Source organism: Arthrobacter sp. NPDC092385, from assembly GCF_044755105.1.
Lineage (GTDB): Bacteria > Actinomycetota > Actinomycetes > Actinomycetales > Micrococcaceae > Arthrobacter_D.
Genome location: NZ_JBIVQL010000009.1, coordinates 1 through 16581, shown reverse-complemented (window position 1 = coordinate 16581; position 16581 = coordinate 1). Strand labels below are relative to the sequence as shown.

The 16581-nt window shown below is 64.5% G+C and carries 18 protein-coding genes; 12 read left to right on the top strand and 6 right to left on the bottom strand.

Annotated elements, in window-relative coordinates; translation table 11 throughout:
• Positions 1–158: 158 nt before the first annotated feature.
• Genes ACIQCY_RS12490 through ACIQCY_RS12465 form a run of 6 tightly spaced genes read left to right on the top strand, consistent with a single transcriptional unit; the run spans position 159 to position 6782 of the window.
• On the top strand, positions 159–1622 hold the full coding sequence (locus tag ACIQCY_RS12490) for an SDR family NAD(P)-dependent oxidoreductase (RefSeq protein WP_400484215.1): 1464 nt from the start codon (positions 159–161) through the stop codon (positions 1620–1622).
• On the top strand, positions 1619–3148 hold the full coding sequence (locus ACIQCY_RS12485) for a class I SAM-dependent methyltransferase (RefSeq protein ID WP_400484214.1): 1530 nt from the start codon (positions 1619–1621) through the stop codon (positions 3146–3148). Before ACIQCY_RS12490 ends, ACIQCY_RS12485 begins: the two co-directional genes overlap by 4 nt.
• Entirely contained in the window at positions 3145–3396 is a 252-nt protein-coding gene (locus tag ACIQCY_RS12480) for a DUF6752 domain-containing protein (protein ID WP_400484213.1), read from the top strand. The genes ACIQCY_RS12485 and ACIQCY_RS12480 overlap by 4 nt, the downstream gene beginning before the upstream one ends.
• Entirely contained in the window at positions 3393–4730 is a 1338-nt protein-coding gene (locus ACIQCY_RS12475) for a family 1 glycosylhydrolase (protein WP_400484212.1), read from the top strand. The genes ACIQCY_RS12480 and ACIQCY_RS12475 overlap by 4 nt, the downstream gene beginning before the upstream one ends.
• Positions 4720–5856 (top strand): glycosyltransferase, encoded by a 1137-nt coding sequence (locus tag ACIQCY_RS12470; RefSeq protein WP_400484211.1) that lies wholly within the window; start codon positions 4720–4722, stop codon positions 5854–5856. The genes ACIQCY_RS12475 and ACIQCY_RS12470 overlap by 11 nt, the downstream gene beginning before the upstream one ends.
• Before the next feature lie 5 nt (positions 5857–5861).
• Positions 5862–6782, top strand: coding sequence for a phosphodiesterase (locus tag ACIQCY_RS12465; RefSeq protein ID WP_400484210.1), 921 nt, complete (start codon positions 5862–5864; stop codon positions 6780–6782).
• A 126-nt stretch (positions 6783–6908) separates the two neighbouring features.
• Here ACIQCY_RS12465 and ACIQCY_RS12460 read toward each other — a convergent pair whose 3' ends face one another.
• Entirely contained in the window at positions 6909–7112 is a 204-nt protein-coding gene (locus ACIQCY_RS12460) for a hypothetical protein (protein WP_400484209.1), read from the bottom strand.
• A 91-nt stretch (positions 7113–7203) separates the two neighbouring features.
• Here ACIQCY_RS12460 and ACIQCY_RS12455 point away from each other — a divergent pair, with 91 nt between their 5' ends.
• Positions 7204–7587 (top strand): hypothetical protein, encoded by a 384-nt coding sequence (locus ACIQCY_RS12455; RefSeq protein WP_400484208.1) that lies wholly within the window; start codon positions 7204–7206, stop codon positions 7585–7587.
• Between the two features lie 292 nt (positions 7588–7879).
• Here the strand turns inward: ACIQCY_RS12455 and ACIQCY_RS12450 are convergent, their stop codons facing one another.
• Together ACIQCY_RS12450 and ACIQCY_RS12445 are read right to left on the bottom strand one after the other, a co-directional pair.
• On the bottom strand, positions 7880–8065 hold the full coding sequence (locus ACIQCY_RS12450) for an integrase (RefSeq protein ID WP_400484207.1): 186 nt from the start codon (positions 8063–8065) through the stop codon (positions 7880–7882).
• Between the two features lie 22 nt (positions 8066–8087).
• Complete coding sequence (locus ACIQCY_RS12445) at positions 8088–8996, bottom strand: tyrosine-type recombinase/integrase (RefSeq protein WP_400484206.1); 909 nt, start codon at positions 8994–8996, stop codon at positions 8088–8090.
• Positions 8997–9753: 757 nt separating this feature from the next.
• On the opposite strand from ACIQCY_RS12445, the gene ACIQCY_RS12440 reads away from it, so the two are divergent.
• Together ACIQCY_RS12440 and ACIQCY_RS12435 are read left to right on the top strand one after the other, a co-directional pair.
• Positions 9754–10050, top strand: coding sequence for a helix-turn-helix transcriptional regulator (locus ACIQCY_RS12440; protein WP_400484205.1), 297 nt, complete (start codon positions 9754–9756; stop codon positions 10048–10050).
• Positions 10050–10499, top strand: a complete 450-nt coding sequence (locus ACIQCY_RS12435; RefSeq protein WP_400484204.1) for a Rep family protein — start codon at positions 10050–10052, stop codon at positions 10497–10499. The genes ACIQCY_RS12440 and ACIQCY_RS12435 overlap by 1 nt, the downstream gene beginning before the upstream one ends.
• Positions 10500–10796: 297 nt before the next feature.
• Here the strand turns inward: ACIQCY_RS12435 and ACIQCY_RS12430 are convergent, their stop codons facing one another.
• Positions 10797–11138: a hypothetical protein gene (locus tag ACIQCY_RS12430; RefSeq protein WP_400484203.1), complete on the bottom strand. Its 342-nt coding sequence runs from the start codon at positions 11136–11138 to the stop codon at positions 10797–10799.
• Positions 11139–11847: 709 nt separating this feature from the next.
• On the opposite strand from ACIQCY_RS12430, the gene ACIQCY_RS12425 reads away from it, so the two are divergent.
• A complete protein-coding gene (locus ACIQCY_RS12425) occupies positions 11848–13263 on the top strand; it encodes a hypothetical protein (protein WP_400484202.1) in 1416 nt (471 codons plus the stop codon).
• 432 nt (positions 13264–13695) lie between these two features.
• On the opposite strand, the gene ACIQCY_RS12420 is transcribed toward ACIQCY_RS12425, so the two are convergent.
• Positions 13696–14960, bottom strand: a protein-coding gene (locus ACIQCY_RS12420) for an IS3 family transposase (protein WP_400484201.1) whose coding sequence is annotated in 2 segments (ribosomal slippage) — positions 13696–14657 and positions 14657–14960 — 1266 coding nt in all. Because the reading frame shifts where the segments join, the coding sequence is not laid out codon by codon here.
• 60 nt (positions 14961–15020) lie between these two features.
• Complete coding sequence (locus tag ACIQCY_RS12415; protein WP_400484200.1) at positions 15021–15413, bottom strand: hypothetical protein; 393 nt, start codon at positions 15411–15413, stop codon at positions 15021–15023.
• 100 nt (positions 15414–15513) lie between these two features.
• Between ACIQCY_RS12415 and ACIQCY_RS12410 the strand changes: the two genes are divergently transcribed.
• Both ACIQCY_RS12410 and ACIQCY_RS12405 read left to right on the top strand, forming a co-directional pair.
• On the top strand, positions 15514–15837 hold the full coding sequence (locus ACIQCY_RS12410; protein ID WP_400484199.1) for a hypothetical protein: 324 nt from the start codon (positions 15514–15516) through the stop codon (positions 15835–15837).
• A gap of 236 nt (positions 15838–16073) precedes the next feature.
• Positions 16074–16307, top strand: coding sequence for a helix-turn-helix domain-containing protein (locus tag ACIQCY_RS12405; protein ID WP_400484372.1), 234 nt, complete (start codon positions 16074–16076; stop codon positions 16305–16307).
• The last annotated feature ends 274 nt before the right edge of the window (positions 16308–16581 follow it).

Genomic DNA, 16581 nt, shown 5'->3' with positions numbered 1-16581 from the left:
TGGCGGACCCTCGGAAGTGAACGCCCGGCGAACGCAAGGCAAAGAACAAGCGCTTGCACAAGGAATTGATTCGCAGATATTTCGCTGCCCAGTGACGCGTGTCGTCAGTACGCTGGCTGAATTCGCCGAAAACCACGAAACTGACGAAGGGGGCGGCAATGTCCACCATCACCGACGGAATGGACGCACCAAGCACAGCGGGCAGCGAGGCACGCCCCCGACGACGAACCGTCGGCGTGGTCCTCGCCGGAGGTGTCGGGACCCGCATGGGACTGGAGATCCCCAAGCAACTGGTACCCGTCGCGGGGCGGACGAGCCTCGAGCACACCGTCGACATCTTCCAGCAGTGCCCCTTCATCGACGAGATCATCGTCATGATGGACCCGGGGTCGATGGACCGCGCCGAGAAACTGGTGACGAAGGACCGCTTCCCCAAGCTCACCGGCCTCCTCCCCGGCGGACGCGACCGCAACGAGACCTCCTACCTGGCGCTGCGCGAGATCGCGACCCCGGGCGCCAAGGTGGTCTTCCACGACGCCGTCCGCCCGCTCGTGGACCCGGCCATCATCCGTGCCTGCGTCGACGCGCTCGACACCTACGACGCCGTCGACACCGGCATCCCCTCCGCGGACACCATCATCGAGGTCGACGAGCACGACATCATCCGCGCTGTTCCGCCCCGCGCCTCCCTGCGCCGCGGCCAGACCCCGCAGGCCTTCCGGTGGGACACCCTGATGGAGGCCTACGGGCGGGCCCGGGCGGACGCGGACTTCGCGGCGACGGACGACTGCTCCGTGGTCCTGAAGTACTGCCCGGACGTCCCGATCATCGTGGTCCCCGGGCACGAGGCCAACATCAAGATCACGCACCCCATCGACATCCACCTGGCCGACAAGCTCTTCCAGCTCAAGCACCAGCACGTGGATCCGGTGCCGTTCCCGGCCGCCTCGCTGCGCGACGCCGTCGTCGTGGTGTTCGGCGGCAGCTCCGGCATCGGCGGCGAACTCGGCCGGCAGCTCCAGGACGAGGGCGCCCACGTCGTCTGCCACAGCAGGACGGGCAGCGGGACCTTCGTCGAGGACCGCGCGTCCGTCTCCCGCGCCCTCGCCGACGCCGCCGCCCAGCACGGGCGGATCGACCACGTGGTGCTCACCGCGGGCGTGCTCACGATCGGCGACCTCGTGGGCCTCTCGGACGAGCAGCTCCAGCACGACGTCGGGGTGAACCTCATGGCGGCGTTCGTCGTCGCGCAGGAAGCCCACTCCTACCTCGTCGAGTCGCAGGGGTCCCTGCTGCTCTTCTCCTCCAGCTCCTACACGCGCGGCCGCGCCAAGTACACGGTGTACTCGGCGACGAAGGCGGCGCTCGTGAACCTGACGCAGGCGCTCGCGGACGAGTGGAGCGGGGACTCGATCCGCGTCAACTGCATCAGCCCGAGCCGCACCGCGACGCCGATGCGGGAGAAGGCATTCGGCCACGAGGACGAGGCCACCCTCGTACAGGCGGCGGACGTCGCCCGCGTCAGCGCCCAGGTCCTCGCGTCCGACATCACGGGGCAGGTGTTCGATGTCCGCCTGCAGCAGGTCGATCCGCTACCGACACAGCTCGAAAGTGTGCGGTGAGCGCGGCCGCCCTGACAGCCGACCCCGATCGGCTGGTGATCACCGGCGCCCGGATACCCTCGGGTGACGCCCTGTCCGTCCTGCTGGACGGACGTCGTATCTGGACGGTCCGTGCGCCGGAACCGGGTGACGACGGCGCGCTCGCCGTCGTGTGGCCCCCGGCCCTGTCCGAACGGTTCACCGGGCGCGCCCGGCTCGCGGTGGAGCATGCGGGCCGCGAGATCGCGGCGGGTACGGTTGCGTTCGACGACCACGGGTCCGACTTCGACCTGAGCGAGCCCGGTACGGGCATCCCCCAGGTCGTCAACAAGTGGGGGCGCATCGCGCGCTCCTTCGAGGGCCGCGACGCCACGCTGATCGAGCAGGTCCTCGACGAGGCGGAGCGGCTCGTCCAGGTGCTGCACGGGACGCTCGGCATAGAGCTGTTCGTCACGGGGGGCACGCTGCTCGGGCCCGTCCGTAACGGCCGGATCATGGCGCATGACGACGACGCCGATCTCGCCTACCTGAGCGAGCACACCAATCCGTCGGACGTCGTGCTGGAGAGCTTCCGCATCGAGCGGACGCTCGTGGAGCAGGGCTACGAGGTGGTGCGGCACTCCGGCGGACACCTGCAGCTCATGTTCCCGGGCGGAACCGTGACGGACCGCTTCTACCTCGACATCTTCACGTACTTCGAGTGCGACGGGTGGTTCTACGGGACCTTCCACGCCCGGGAGCGCGCCGAGTCGGTCACCATCCATCCGCTGAAGGCGTTGCCCGTCAACGGGCGGATGCTTCCCGGCCCGGCGGAGCCCGCCCAGCTGCTCGCGGCCATCTACGGACCGTCCTGGGAGGTTCCGGACCCGACCTTCACGTTCATCACCCCGCCCGCAGCGTTCCGCCGGTACTACTGGTGGCTCAACCACTTCGACGTCGATCGCGAGAACTGGGAGGACCACCACCGCGCCGCGATCGAGGCCGGGCCCGTCCTGACGCCGTCGCGCCTCGCGGTCGCCACGGCGGACCAGCTGCCGCCATCGTCGACCGTGCTGGACCTCGGGTGCGGGCTCGGCGCCGATGCACGCTACCTGGCCGACCGCGGCCATCGCGTCCTCGCGGTCGACTACAGCAGGCCGGCGCTGGCCTGGGCCCAGGAGAACCTCGCGCTCGACGGCGCCGTCCTGTTCGAGCGCGCCAACCTGACGATGGCACGCCACGCACTGCACCTCCGGAAGCGGTGCGCGGAACTCGACGGGACGGTGCACGTCCATGCGAACCACGTGTTCAACGCCCTCGGCCCACTCGGGTGGGACACCACGCTGATGCTCATCAAGCACCTGCTGGCGGCCCCCGGAAGCCGGGCGTTCCTGGAGGTGGGGGTGGCAGGCGCCGAAGGCTCCGCGAGCTGGACGGAGTACCAGCCCGTGGAGTGGGAGAGGTTCCAGGAACAGCTACGCCGGTACTCGCTGGCTGCCGAGGAGCAAGACGACGGAGCAGGCGCGGCGACAGGCCGACGCGTGCTCGTGAGGAGGGAGGGGACATGACAGTGGTGACCGTACGAGAGGTCGGCAAGCGGTTCGCGCGGTGGAGCGGGGTGGCACAACCGTTTCTGGCGCTCCGGGCGGAGGTGGAGCAGCTGCGCGTGGACTCGGAGCAGTTGCGCGCCGAGGTGGTCCGGCTCGACGCGGACCTCGACGAGTCGCGGCGGCTGAACCTGCGGGCGGCCGAACTGCTCGACGTCGTCTACGAGGAACTCGGCGCACGACGCGCCGGACGGGAGGAGACACCATGACCGCTCATGACGCGGGACCACCCCTGGAGATCATCGGGGGGTTCGAGAGCACCTTCATGCCGGCGCACGATCGCGACATCTTCGAGACCACGGAGCACGATCTCCGGTGGCGCGAGGACCTCGGCCTGCTCGCGAGGTCGGGGATCACGCGGTTGCGATACCCGATCCGTTGGCACCGTATCGAGGAGACCGAGGGCACCTACGACTGGTCCTCCACCGATGAGGTGATGGGTCACCTCAGGAAGCACGGCTTCCGGCCCATCGTCGACCTCGTCCACCACACGAGCTACCCGAAGTGGCTCACCGACGGCTTCGCCGACTCGCGCTTCGGCCCCGCCTACCTCCGGTATGCCGAGGCCTTCGCCCGCCGCTATCCCTGGGTCGAGGAGTACACGCTCTTCAACGAGCCGTTCTCCACGCTGTTCCTCTGCGGGCACGAGGCCATCTGGCCGCCGTACCACTCGGGGCTGCAGGGCTTCGTGGACCTGCTCGTGAACGTGCTGCCGGCCGTCGCCGAGGCCAGCCACCTGTACCGCGAGCTGCTCCCGGACGCCCGGCACGTCTGGGTGGACACGTGCGAGTTCCATACGGGCTCCGACGAATCGGGACGGCGGTACGCGGACATGGCGAACGACCGCCGCTTCCTCGCCATCGACGTCTTCCTCGGCAGGGGGTACGACGTCGACAGCCAGCTCGGGCGCGACCTCGCGCCCGTCGGCGGCGAGCGCCTGTTGTCCCTCCCCACGGGCAGCGTCGACGTGCTCGGCCTCGACTACTACGCGCACTGCCAATGGAACTTCTCCGAGGAGGGGGGAACGGCCCCGACGCCCACCCCGCTGCCGCTGGCCGACCAGATCCAGCAGTACTGGGAGCGCTACGGGCTGCCGTGCATGCTCACCGAGACCAACGTCCGTGGGCACACCTCGGACCGCGCCACCTGGCTCAAGTACGTGCTCGAGCAGTGCGAGGAGGCTCAGGCCCGCGGCGTGGTCATGGACGGCGTCTGCTGGTTCCCCGTCGTCGATTCCACCGACTGGAACTCGCTGCTCTTCCGCTGCGAGGGCTCCGTGGATCCCGTGGGCGTGTACTGGCTCGACGAGGACCTCGAGCGGCGGGAGTCCGTGATGGCGACGTCGTACGCGCTCGCCGCCGGGGGAGCCCGCTCGGGCGACCTTCCTGCCTACGTGCTCGCTGAACCCGTGGCCACCTGGCTGCAGGGCTATCGAACCCAGATGGCCCATTGGGACTGGCAACAGCCTCCCGGAACCGATATCGGTTCGAGTCTTCCCCGTACAACCACCCGAATGGAATTGAGGATCGTCGATGCAAAGTGAACTCATAGTTTTGTCGCACCTGCGGTGGGATTGGGTCTGGCAGCGGCCTCAACAGCTCGTGTCGCGCCTGAACCAGGCGCCGGGACGAAAGACCTGGTTCGTCGAGGAACCCCTCACGCCGCAGGGTGTCGAGGTGACGGAGAACCGCCTGGGCACCGTCGAGGCGGACGGCCTGACGCGCGTGTTCCTGGAGATCCCGGAGCAGGGCAGGCACGTCGGTTTCTTCGACGAGGTCATGCCAGACTACGTCGAGCAGCTGCCCCAGCTCATCGGCCCGCCCTCCGGCGATCGCGTGGTGTGGATCTACACCCCGCTGGCCCTCGAGGCTGCCCTCGCCCTGGAGCCGACGACGCTCGTGTTCGATGTCATGGACGACCTGGCGGCGTTCAAGAACGCAGCTCCCGAGTTGCTCGTGCGGCAACGCCAGGCGCTGCGGAAGGCCGACGTCGTCTTCGCCGGCGGCCGGTCCCTGCACCGGTCCGTGGTGAAGCAGGGGAGGGAGGACGCCCACCTCGTTCCCAGCGGTGTGTCCGTGGAGCATTACGCGGCTGCCGCCCGGACTGCGGACCCCGACCGCAGCAAGCCCGTGGCCGGTTACGTCGGGGTACTCGACGAGCGTCTCGACCTCGACCTGATCGCGGGCCTGGCCGAGCGGCTGCCCGAGTGGGAGATCCGCATGGTCGGCCCCATCTGCAAGATCGAGGAATCGGACCTGCCACAGGCGCCGAACATCACCTACCTCGGGCAGCAGGCGTACGAGGACCTGCCGGGCCACATGGCGCAGTTCGACGTAGCCCTCATGCCGTTCGCGCTCAACGAGGCCACGAAATCGATCAGCCCCACCAAGACGCTCGAGTACCTGGCGTCGGCGCTGCCGGTCGTGTCCACGCGCGTCGCGGACGTCGTCGCGGACTTCCCAGGGGTCGTGGACCTGCAGGACGACGCCGAGGGGTTCGCCGCCGCCTGCGAGAAGCTTCGCGGACGGGCGGGCAAGGCGCCGTCACCCGAGCTGCGCCGCCTGCTCCGACGCCACGACTGGAGCAGGACCGCCGAACTGATGGACAAGCTGATCTTCGACCAGGAGCGGTCCACGCCGGAACGCGCCACGGCCGAGGCGACCGCCTAGCGCCCATGCCGACTCCCAGCAGGCGGGAGGATGCAGCCCTGTCCAGGGAGCATCCTCCCGCCGACCACCTCCTCCTCCATTTCAGCGACACGCACTTCGTCGCCGACGGCCTGCTCTACGGCGGTGTGGACGGCCGGGAGCGGCTCGGCCAGCTGCTCGCGGAGATCGAGCGGTCGGGAGCCCGGCCGGACGCGCTCGTGTTCACGGGCGACCTCACGGATACCGGTGACCCGGAGGCCTACTCGTCGCTGCGCGATGTCGTCGAGCCCTTCGCCGAGCAGCTGGACGCGCCGGTGATCTGGCTCATGGGCAACCATGACAAGCGGGCCGCGTTGCGCTCGGCACTCCTGGGTGAGCCGCCCGAGGAGGCCCCGCTGTACCGCAGCTACCGGCTCGGCGGGCTCCGCGTCATCACGCTCGACACCTCCGTACCCGGGCACCACCATGGGGAGCTCGACGACGCGCAGCTCGCCTGGCTCGAGGCCGAGCTGTCCCGCCCCGCACCCGAGGGCAGCATCCTGGCCCTGCACCACCCGCCGATCCCCATGGTGCAGGACCTCGCCGTCCTGACGGAGCTGCGCCGCCAGGACCGCCTCGCGGAGATCGTGCAGGGGAAGGACATCCGCCTGGTCCTGGCCGGGCACGTCCACTTCCCGTCGTCGTCCCTGTTCGCGGGCATCCCTGTGTCCGTCGCGTCGTCCACGTGCTACACGCAGGACCTCAACGTTCCGGTGGGCGGCATCCGCGGTATGGACGGCGCGCAGGGCTTCAACCTCGTGCACGTCTATCCGCACACGATCGTCACGTCCTTCGCGACACTGGGTTCCTTCGCGACGGTGGGTGAGTACGTCCCGCCGGAGGAGGCACGACGGCGCCTGGCGGCCGCGGGAGCGGACCTCGCGTCGGGCAGCCGGACGCGGCGCTGAGCAGCAAGACCCCGTGCGGCCCCTGACCGGCTGCGCGGGGTCTTCTCGTTGCTGCGGCGGTGATGGTGGGACTGCTGGCGCTGTCCTGCTCGGGCCCGGTGGAGGCCGAAGCGCATGGGGTGGTCCCTAGCGCGAACGGGCCCGGAAGTACCGGTAGTTGTAGCTGGATAGTAGGACGATGGCGACGCCGTAGAGCATCGGCACCGCGCCGCTCCAGGTCCAGCTCCACTGCACCATGCCCAGCGCTACGACCACGACAAGCAGCAACGCAGTGACACCGGCGAGGGCAAGTGAGGAATCGGCGAGGATGCGTGCCAGGGTCTTGCTCATCGGCTTTCTGGCAGGTCGGGTCATGGCTTCATTCTCCCTCCGGCCACGAGTCGCCCTCGACGCGCTTCATGTGGTCGGGCAGGATGCTTTCATGGGGAATCGACCGATATTTGTGGCTGGAATCATGGGCTGCACAGCACTTCTTGCCGGTTGCGCCATCGCACCGTCCTTCTCGGAGGACGAGAAGCTCGACATGCGGGACAGCACCAGCGAGTACCAGCGGGCGGTCCTGGAAGACCTGATCGTGACCGAGACCGAGTACCGTGACGCGGTGGATGCGACACGCCTCTGCCTCCAGGACAGGGGGTGGGGCGTCGGACCCCTTGAGCAGCAGGACGGCGACCAGCTGGGTTTCACCTCCTCCTACAGCGGTGAGAGCGGTCCTCCTGACGAGGACATGCAGGCGTGCAACGAAGAGTTCATGACCCAGGTCGCTCCTATCTGGGTTTCCCAGCGAACGCCGCTGACACGGTAGCTGTCGTGTGCCTGGACGCGACAGCTGGTAGACCGTGCCATGACGTTTCACGCCGACCCCGACGCCCCTGGTCCCTTACCTCGTCGCGTTGCCGCCGGCGCTCTGCGAGGGAAGCAAAAGGCCCCGCTTCCCTCTACTCACAAGGGACGCGGGGCCTTCCAGTTGGCGGTGACGGTGGGATTTGAACCCATATCCACGTTCCTGCTGTTACGCGGAAAATACTCAGGAGTCGTGATATCTCAACGAGAATAGGGACGCGTGGTCACGCTCTCACACAACTGCGGACGGGGTCTCACAGCGATTCCTTTGCCATTTTCTTGCCAAACAGCTGGTCCTGCCGGGCCAGGCCAAGCGCTCCGGCTACTGTGTCCAGATCATCTTCGAACAGATCTGCGTACCGGTCCAGGGTCATCGCAGCGGAAGCGTGTCCCAGCATCCGCTGGAGGACTTTGATGTTGGCGCCCGCGCTGATGGCCAAGGATGCAGCTGTGTGCCTGAGGTCATGAGGTGTCAGGCATTGGGAATGCAGGATCTTTTGCCTGTGCGCGTTTCCTGGCTCCTCCAAACCATCCGCTGACGGCATTACCAGGACGGAGGTGTTTCACGCCTTCGCCCCAGAGCAGCATCTCAGGTGTTTTGCCGGCAAATGCTTCCTCGACAGCAGCGGAGAGAAAGGCCGGGTACACGACGGAACGGGACTCATGCATTTTTGGGGTGCCCACGACTATGCGTCCGTTGACGCTTACGGCGTTCTCTATGATTACCGCCCGTCGCGCCCGGCGGTCTATGTGTCCAACCCTCAAGCCCGTGGCTTCACCCCAACGCAAGCCTGTGTAGGCCAGGAAGCGCACAAGATCGGGGTGCTTGGACTCAGCAGCGAGCGCTTCCACCTGGTGGTGTGTCAGGTATGCGCGGGGTGACCGCGTCTTTCGGGCGACTTTGATCCCTAACGCCGGGTTCACGGCGATGCGTTTGTCCTCGGCAGCATCGTGCAGGACTCCCGAGAGCACTCCCAAACACCGGACCACGGTGGTGGGACTGCGTGATTCCGAGAGTTTGGCGGCCCAGGCTGTGATCTCGGTGCGGCGCAGTGAGGAGACGGCTCGCCCTCCCCACATCGGCTCGACGTGAATGCGCCACGCACTGCTATCACTGTGGAATGTCGAGGGCTTGACCGTTTGCTTGTGTGCTGCCAGCCAGTCGGCACCAAGCGTTCCGACTGTCGTCCGCCCGTCACTGGGGGCAACGTACTGACCCTGCCGTTTTGATACTTCAACTGCGTCAAGGTAAGCCTGAGCGTCGCGCTTAAGCTTAAACCCGCGATTTTGACCTTGGGAGTTGTCAGGCTTTTTGTAGAGCACGCGGTACCACTTACCGCCCTTATTCTCGTATGCGTGAATGCTCCCCATGCTGTGCCTTTCCTGCGTTGCCGTGGTGTGGACGAACTGTAAGTAAATGTGCGTCCGGCCGCCCGGTCAAGCGGGTTGGAGGCAATCGGGCGCACCGGGATGCTGGGCTCCTACCGGCGTGTACCGTATTTCGAACCAAGAAGTGGCACACGAGTCAGAAGCGTTTTCTGCTCGTTTATCAGGCGGTTCTGCCGCTTGTGGGGAGTGCCATTTGTAGCGCCGAATCTGGACCTTGTTCCGGCCAGAGAAATTTCGGAACTTGGCGTGCTCAACTGTGCTCGAAGGGTTTTCGGCGGAAGCCTTGCAGGCCTGTCCTCTTCCCACTGCTGGGGACTACGCGTCCGCGCTGGCGTGGTGGTCTCTCTTGAGTGAGGCCGAGACGTGGTGTGCTCTACTGTGCGTGGAACCCGGAGGGCTCGCGGTTGATCCTCTATCGTCACCGGCGCGACCGCTGGCTCGAGGGGAGGTCGGGAGATCGGTTGGGCACCTGCGATGGAGTCAGGACCCCTAACTGTGCTCATCTGTGCTCGCCCAAAATTCCGGAGTTATGTACGCAAGTGTAAGGATCCGTAGAATCACTCACACATGTGTGTATAGTGTGTGGCACACGAGATCAATGCTCCGAAAACAGTCACAAGGAGTAGTGGAGAGTTATCTCCCCGAGTGGATACGCACCAGAAGGTGCACGGCCGACATAGAGATCTGAAATGGCTCGTCGGGTGATCCTCTTGCCGCTGAAAAGCCGCAAGGGATACCCATGTCTACAACCATTTCGATCAGTCGCCCCACCCTCATCTCCATCGCCGAACGCCTCGCCGCAGTCGAGCGCGACGTCAATAGTGCTCGCGTTCCGGTGTTGGACAGTCTTCTCACTCCTCCGGCCCTCGCCGAGCAGCTGGGCGTTACCGAGCGCGCTCTCAGCGAGTGGCGCATCACGGGTCGGGGTCCCGCCTTCATCAGGCTGGGCAAGACCGTCCGCTACCGTTCCGCGACCGTGGAGTCCTGGCTGCTCTCCCAGGAGCATCACAGCACCTCCGAGGAGGTGCGGTACTGATGCCGACGGTAGAGGAGCACGTCGGTGCAGACGGGCCGGGAGCTGCCCGTCAGCGCAATTCTCGACGCCGCACTGTCCCTTCCACGCCAGGAGACAAGAAGGTCGCGCCACGTCGCTTCCACGCCTTCAAGATCACGCAGTACTTGCACCATCCGGACTCGGGCGAAGCGCTCCTGACCCCGGCGCAGCTACAGGCCGGCCTCTCCCGCCGTTCGATCACCAAGTGGGCATGGGCCGAACACGATCAGGACCGTGGTGGCGACGGCAACCTGATACCTCCCCACTGGCACATCGCGGTGCAATGCAAGGACGCCCGCAGCCGTGAACAAATCGCCGAGTGGTTTGGTGTACCGCTTCAACTTGTTCGAGTGTTGGGCGGCCGCGGAGGATTTGCGAGCTACCTCCGCTGTCTGACCCACGGGGACCCAACCACTGGCTCACCGATGTGACCCGCTCGTGACGGGCTGGTCACGATGAAACGGGCTTCTCGGACAACCTTCGAAGGCAACGTATTGGGGGTTATAGGAAAACTCCAATAACCTCCTATAACCCCGCGTGTCCTGGGGTCGGTATGCATGCCCCTAGCTTGATGCTCAGAGTTGGATCCACGCGCCGCGTTCGCGTCCGCGGGAGCGGTGCTTCCCCCTGATCCGGACGGTTGGCGCGCAGCTGAAGCTGTATAAGGTCACCGTGCGCGCGCGGACGCCTTATTGCAGGGAACCAGTTCCGGTGGGACGGTCCTCCGATTACTGCAGGTGCTCCTTCATCACTGTCGTGAGGTTCGAATAGAGTTCCTTCAGCCCGTCATAACCAAGGTGCACCGCAGCAACCGCCTCATAATTTCCTGCCTCAAAGAGCTGGAGGTCCGCCAAGGGTTGCTCGTCGTCCTCGTCCTGACTCACGGTGAGATTGATCCATGCGACGTCCTTGGGCAGACCAAGGGCTTGGAACTGAGCTGCTACCGACCCTTCTTCGTACTCTGCTTTTTCCTCTTCGCCGTTGTCCCAGATTGTCGTCTTGGTTAGGCACTCGTTCGGATTCTGGTGGTCGGTGCACCATGGCTTGCAGGTCGATGTAGCTGGCATCATTTTCCTTCGGTTAGTTCAGTCTTAGTTTCACACTAGCGAGCGCTGCGACAATGTAGACGATGAAGCCGAAGATGTCACGGGCCAGAGTGAATTAGGCAATCATGTAGTGGGAGAGTGTCTGGCCTGGGATGAGCCGCCTGACGCTGTCGACCTTCGTCGGGTGACGTAGAAAGAACGAGTTCAGAAAGCCAACCCGAACCATAAGAGCCGGCCCTCACCCGCTCGGTCTTGAGAAGGTTGCAGGCCTCCGCGGTAGGAGCGCCGTTCCTCACTGTGGTCCAGGCAGAGCCGGGGAGGTTGCCGGCTGTACCCAGGTCCTTGTAGACCCCATTCAGTCGTCGGTGCAGTCGAAATGCCCGTGTTCGGAGCCTCCATAAGGGAGTGGCCAAGCAACAGGAATGCGTTTGCTGAGGTCACGTTCTGGTCCTCGAGGTCGAACACCTCCTGACGTGTCACCGTGGTTCTCCCCCAGTTGACCGCGTCATCACCGCGAGGCAAGACCGACAAGCGCAAATAATAAGTATCCTGTCATTTAGGCGCGGTACTACCTTTGTTGACGATCCTTCATTGAACCCACTTCAGAGCAGATATCATCGATCCGGTTACCTGCAGCAATTACCTGCCAGGGCGACTCGCGCAGGTTGGGGGAGGCAGCTTATTGCTGCCTGCTGCATGTCCCTCTGCGTGTACCTACAACGCAAGGATGAATGTGAGAAAGAAGTTGGTGCGAACAACCGCGAACGTTGGGGTCGTGGTTGTCGCGGGGGCACTCCTGGCCGGATGCGGCGCAGAAGAGAAAATGACGTTTGGCGCAACGGAGGTTTCCGGCTTGAGCCGAACAGTGGAAGAGCTTGATGCCGCTTGGGCCTCCTATCGTGCGAACAACCTGACGGGTTCAGAGATCCATGAAGATTCCCGGTGCTTTCTACAGGCAGCAGGGGAGACGCTGACTGATAGTGCTCTCTGCGGCCCGATTCGTTACATGGCCAGCGAAGCGACGACGTGGGATTCGATATCCCTGGCCGTAGGGAACGCATCGGACGGTGCCTCGACTGTGGCGTACACCGGCCAGTTCATAGGCGAAGCTCAGCCAGCTCCCAACGCCGAGCTCTTCCGCACGGATGGGGCTACCTTGCCGGAGAACGTCGAACTGGACGAACCAGATACGACGGAGCTTCAGCCGCTGGACACTTTCGTCGGCAGCTACCCCGTGAAGGGAAGCCTCGAGCCCCTCGAAATCCGGACACCGGATGCTGTGATCACCGTGGCGCAGACCGATATCGGGCAGCGCGCCGGAACCGCAGAGGACCGGGTAAAAGCACCAGAGGGTCACGTAATCGTTTCCACGACCCTCACGATCGGCGCAGCTTCTACATGGGAGGACCCGGATACGCAGATCGATGCGTCCGAGGAAGGGAACGAGGAAGTGGTGACCGGGGCGGGCACGGACCTCGCGTTCCTCGTGGACGGGAAGGAGTATCTAATCGGATCCGCCTCCGAGGCCGGGCCTGAGCTTTCTGCCGCCATTTCCGTTCCCGGCACGGGGGAGAACACGCAACTGGCTATCACCTTCGATGGGCGGACACAGAGCGTCAACTTGAGCGATGGCAGCATCAGCGATCGGATTGATGCCCTGTACGACGAGAACTCTGCGGTGGCGTCGGCCGACGGTCAGGAAATTCGGCATGGAGACTCGACGAAGAGCGGCGTGACGGCGTACGTGGCGTTCGAGGCAATACGCGCAACCAGAACCGTCTGGGACAAGGATCAGGGGTGGGCCGGCGACGGCAAGGCGTGGGTCAAAATCCCCATGGACTTCCGGGTGGCCTCCGACCTGTACTTCCATGACTACGAGGACATTTTCAACGGCAGCTACTACGACGACGTAAAACTTCGCGTCGCCAGCGCCACTGTGAGTGTCGGTGGTGAAGCTATCCAGGCTGCCTCCACCGGTGGCGAGGATCCCTTCACCCTGATGTTCGCCGTGCCCGACGATCAGGACACGATGAACCTCGATCTGTCGTTCTCCCTGTCTGGAGTCTTGAGGGACCCGGACAGCACAGGACCGGCCACCGTGTCGCTCGATCTGCCAGCCCGGACGATCGCACTGGACTTCACCAGCTGAGCCCGATCCCACCGAGGTCGACGCTCCGTGGCCTTCCCGCTCGAGGGCGGGCCACGGGGTTACCTATGGCCCACAGTCACAAGCCCTCGATGTTGTAACGCCTGGGACTAGAGACGATCAAAATCGGGGTCAGCGGGGAATCCCATGCGTTGAGCAAGGTCACGGTGTTGGGAGATCAGGAGCAAGCAGCGGTCCTCGAAGCCGGATTTTGCGCCAGATCTTCTGGACAGGTAGCTCAACAGCACCAGTGTCTGAAAGATGCGGTATGAATCGCTTCCTTGGGTGCGAATCGAAATCTCGTGACTCTGGCTCTTCATGGTTGCGAGCTTCTCCACAAGCTGTCGGTTCCAAAGCCGTCCATGGTGCGCGCAGTTGTTCCGAACGTAGCTGAGGTGCCGTACTGAACCGCACTGGGTTTGATGGAGACTCGCTCTATGTGATTTCGACCAGCTGATGGCGGTCGGTTTGCCCAGCATAGAACCCCTGCTCGAACTCCGCGGGCGGAACATCACCGAGGTAGCTGTGAAGGCGCTGCGTGTTGTGCCAGTGGACCCATCCGAGGGTCGCTAGCTCGAGGTCCTCAACCGTCTTCCACGGACCAGGGCGAGCTGGACCACGGACGAGTTCGGTCTTGTAGTAGCCGTTCACCGTCTCAGCCAGGGCGTTGTCATAGCTATCGCCGACGGTCCCGATCGAAGGCGTCGCACCGATCTCCGCGAGGCGTTCGCCGTAGCGAATCGACGTAAATTGGCTACCCGCGTCGCTGTGGCACCGAAGGTCCTCATGGTGGGTGCCGCGGCCCCAGCGGGCCATCTCGATCGCGTCGAGGACCATCTCGGTGCGCATGTGCGACGCACACCGCCAACGGACGATCATCCGCGAGTACGCGTCGATGATGAAGCAGACGTACGCGACGCCGGCCCACGTCGGGACGAAGGTCAGGCCGGTCACCCAGAGCCGGTTCGGCGCCGTTGCGGTGAACTGCCGTTTCACCAAATCCGGGTGTCTTATTGCAACCGGATCCGGCCGCGTGGTCTTAACCCGCTTCGAACGCGTGGCGCCCTCGATGCCGGCGGATCGCATCAGCTGGCCCGTCTGGTCCCGGCCGATGTTCATTCCAGCGCGACGCGCGGCTTTCCAGAGCTTGCGGACCCCGTAGACGCGGTAGTTGTCCTCCCACAGTGTGACCAGCTCCGGGGTGAGGACCGCGTCGCTGACCGCACGCGCGGACGGGGCGCGGTTCTTCGCGGCGTAGTACGTGCTCGGGGCCACCTGCAGCAGCGCGCAGATGGGCTCGACTCCAAGCGGTCGGCCTTCGACGACGTCGTGTCTGTTCGCGTCGATGAACGCAATTACTTCCGGTGTTGGCGGTCGAGCTCCGCCCCGAAGAAACTCGCGGCCCGTTTCAGGATCTCGTTCGCTCGACGCAACTCCCGGTTCTCCTGCTCGAGCTCACGCATCCGTCGGGCCTCGGCGGTACTCACACCAGGGACCTGTCCTTCATCGATGTCGGCCTGCCGGACCCATGCCCGTACCGATTCCGTCCCGTACCCGAGCTGCGAAGCGACCCGGTGCACCGTCCCGTGCTCGGTCCCGAGCTCTGCCCGCAAGGTCCGCACCATCCGGACCGCAGCAGCTTTTTCCTCCGGCGAATACCGACGTGCCGTCGGCTTCCCAGCTCCCTGACTTGATGCCATGACTCTATTCTCGTTTCCAAGGTCTGGAGTCTCCATCAAACCCAGTGCGGTTCACTTTCGTCATGAGCGACGCTCGCGGGGCTGCTTAGCTTCGAGGAAGAGCCTGGCCAATTCGACCCACGCCTCGGACGGCAACTCGTCGCAGTGGTCCTCAAGGTACTCCAGTGGTTCGAGCCCGTACGGCCTCGGGTTGATGCCGGTGGCGAAGTCCTTGAACGGAGAGTTTGAGTTACCCACTCGGAACAGGATGCTGCGGGGCTGGTTGGTTCCTTCGACGGTGACAGCGGGCATGTACGGGGAAAGGTGATGAGGCCACTGCTGGAACGCCCTACGGAAAGGCGCCTCGAAGTGCATGTGGGTCGAGTCGAGGCGGTCAATTCCGAGATGGGCCAGGCCGGCGAGAAACCCATTCGCGAGGAGAAGCTGCTTCTGGTCCTTGGTCAGCGGGCTCATAGGGCTCCTCCGGGTCATGGTTCGCGTCGACTAACGATCCTACCAACCCACTTTCCGCCGGTCGGCCTGCTTGTCCCCGGGGAGTACTACGGTCAGCGGCATGCACCTCATCACCGACGACCTAACCGCGACTTACGCGAACATCCTGATCGTGTTGCTCCTGACATTCGCAGTCGACCAGAGGTTCGGCACCTACAAGAACACCCGACACCGGCAGCAAGCAGTCCGCTGGTACCGGGCGATCGTCACGGTCGATGCCTTCATCCTTTCTGCCTTGATTCTCGGTCTCGAGCAGGGCGCCTACGCCCTCATCGGGTACGTCGCCCAACTCGCAATGGCCATGTCGGTGATGTTCCTCGCCGGCTCTTACCTCGGACTTACACAACGCTTCGTCGAACGCCAAGGAAGGCACGAATCACGTTGAGGGCGCCGCATCCTGGCTGGCATGGAATACCGCCGTCCCGTGACCGGTTCGTACCACCCACCTCTCTTCCGGAACCCATTGAGGGCGTCACCTCGACCACAGAGAACGCCCCGCCCATCTGGGCCTTGACGGTGAGCGGTGGTTCACGCCGCGGCATCGGTTACTCCCTGGTTGTCTGTGTTTCGTCCCATTGAATGAACGTTAGGACCCGTCGCTGAGATTGAGATCAGCTCATGATCGGTCAGCCCCGTTTCATGACCCTTCCCGACGCAGCTGCTGAGCTCGCCGTGAGCAAGTCGCAGATGTACGCACTGGTGAAGTCGGGTGACCTGCCGGCGATTCAAGTGGGCGGCCGTGGTCAGTGGCGTGTGGAGCGGGTGAAGCTCGAGGAGTACATCGTCCGCATGTATGAGCAGGCGGAGAAGCAGCGCGGCAAGCCGTCCCCGGCAGACCTTTCCGCCGAGCAGTGATCCGTGGACACAGACGGGTAGGGGCCATGCGAGTCCAGCGATGAATGGCTCCCCATATACGTGCGCGGCTTGCCACCCAAACGCATTTCGGCGCTGTGCAGAACGAACATGCGGAACGTCGGGCACACCACGTCGAGCAAGGGCCTGCGCGACCCGGCCCTTTTCGGCCGCCGACTAGTTGTACTGAGACAGGACGTTGGTTGCAGGGTGAAAGGGTGAAGACCTCTTAGGTTGGTGGTTACCACACACGCCAACGACTAAGAGGTCTTCATGT

Coding starts and splice junctions, on each gene's coding strand:
- ACIQCY_RS12490 (WP_400484215.1), top strand. CDS start 159: ATGTCCACCATCACCGACGGAATGGACGCACCAAGCACAGCGGGCAGC.
- ACIQCY_RS12480 (WP_400484213.1), top strand. CDS start 3,145: ATGACAGTGGTGACCGTACGAGAGGTCGGCAAGCGGTTCGCGCGGTGG.
- ACIQCY_RS12475 (WP_400484212.1), top strand. CDS start 3,393: ATGACCGCTCATGACGCGGGACCACCCCTGGAGATCATCGGGGGGTTC.
- ACIQCY_RS12470 (WP_400484211.1), top strand. CDS start 4,720: ATGCAAAGTGAACTCATAGTTTTGTCGCACCTGCGGTGGGATTGGGTC.
- ACIQCY_RS12465 (WP_400484210.1), top strand. CDS start 5,862: ATGCCGACTCCCAGCAGGCGGGAGGATGCAGCCCTGTCCAGGGAGCAT.
- ACIQCY_RS12460 (WP_400484209.1), bottom strand. CDS start 7,112: ATGAGCAAGACCCTGGCACGCATCCTCGCCGATTCCTCACTTGCCCTC.
- ACIQCY_RS12455 (WP_400484208.1), top strand. CDS start 7,204: ATGGGGAATCGACCGATATTTGTGGCTGGAATCATGGGCTGCACAGCA.
- ACIQCY_RS12445 (WP_400484206.1), bottom strand. CDS start 8,996: ATGGGGAGCATTCACGCATACGAGAATAAGGGCGGTAAGTGGTACCGC.
- ACIQCY_RS12440 (WP_400484205.1), top strand. CDS start 9,754: ATGTCTACAACCATTTCGATCAGTCGCCCCACCCTCATCTCCATCGCC.
- ACIQCY_RS12435 (WP_400484204.1), top strand. CDS start 10,050: ATGCCGACGGTAGAGGAGCACGTCGGTGCAGACGGGCCGGGAGCTGCC.
- ACIQCY_RS12430 (WP_400484203.1), bottom strand. CDS start 11,138: ATGATGCCAGCTACATCGACCTGCAAGCCATGGTGCACCGACCACCAG.
- ACIQCY_RS12415 (WP_400484200.1), bottom strand. CDS start 15,413: ATGAGCCCGCTGACCAAGGACCAGAAGCAGCTTCTCCTCGCGAATGGG.
- ACIQCY_RS12410 (WP_400484199.1), top strand. CDS start 15,514: ATGCACCTCATCACCGACGACCTAACCGCGACTTACGCGAACATCCTG.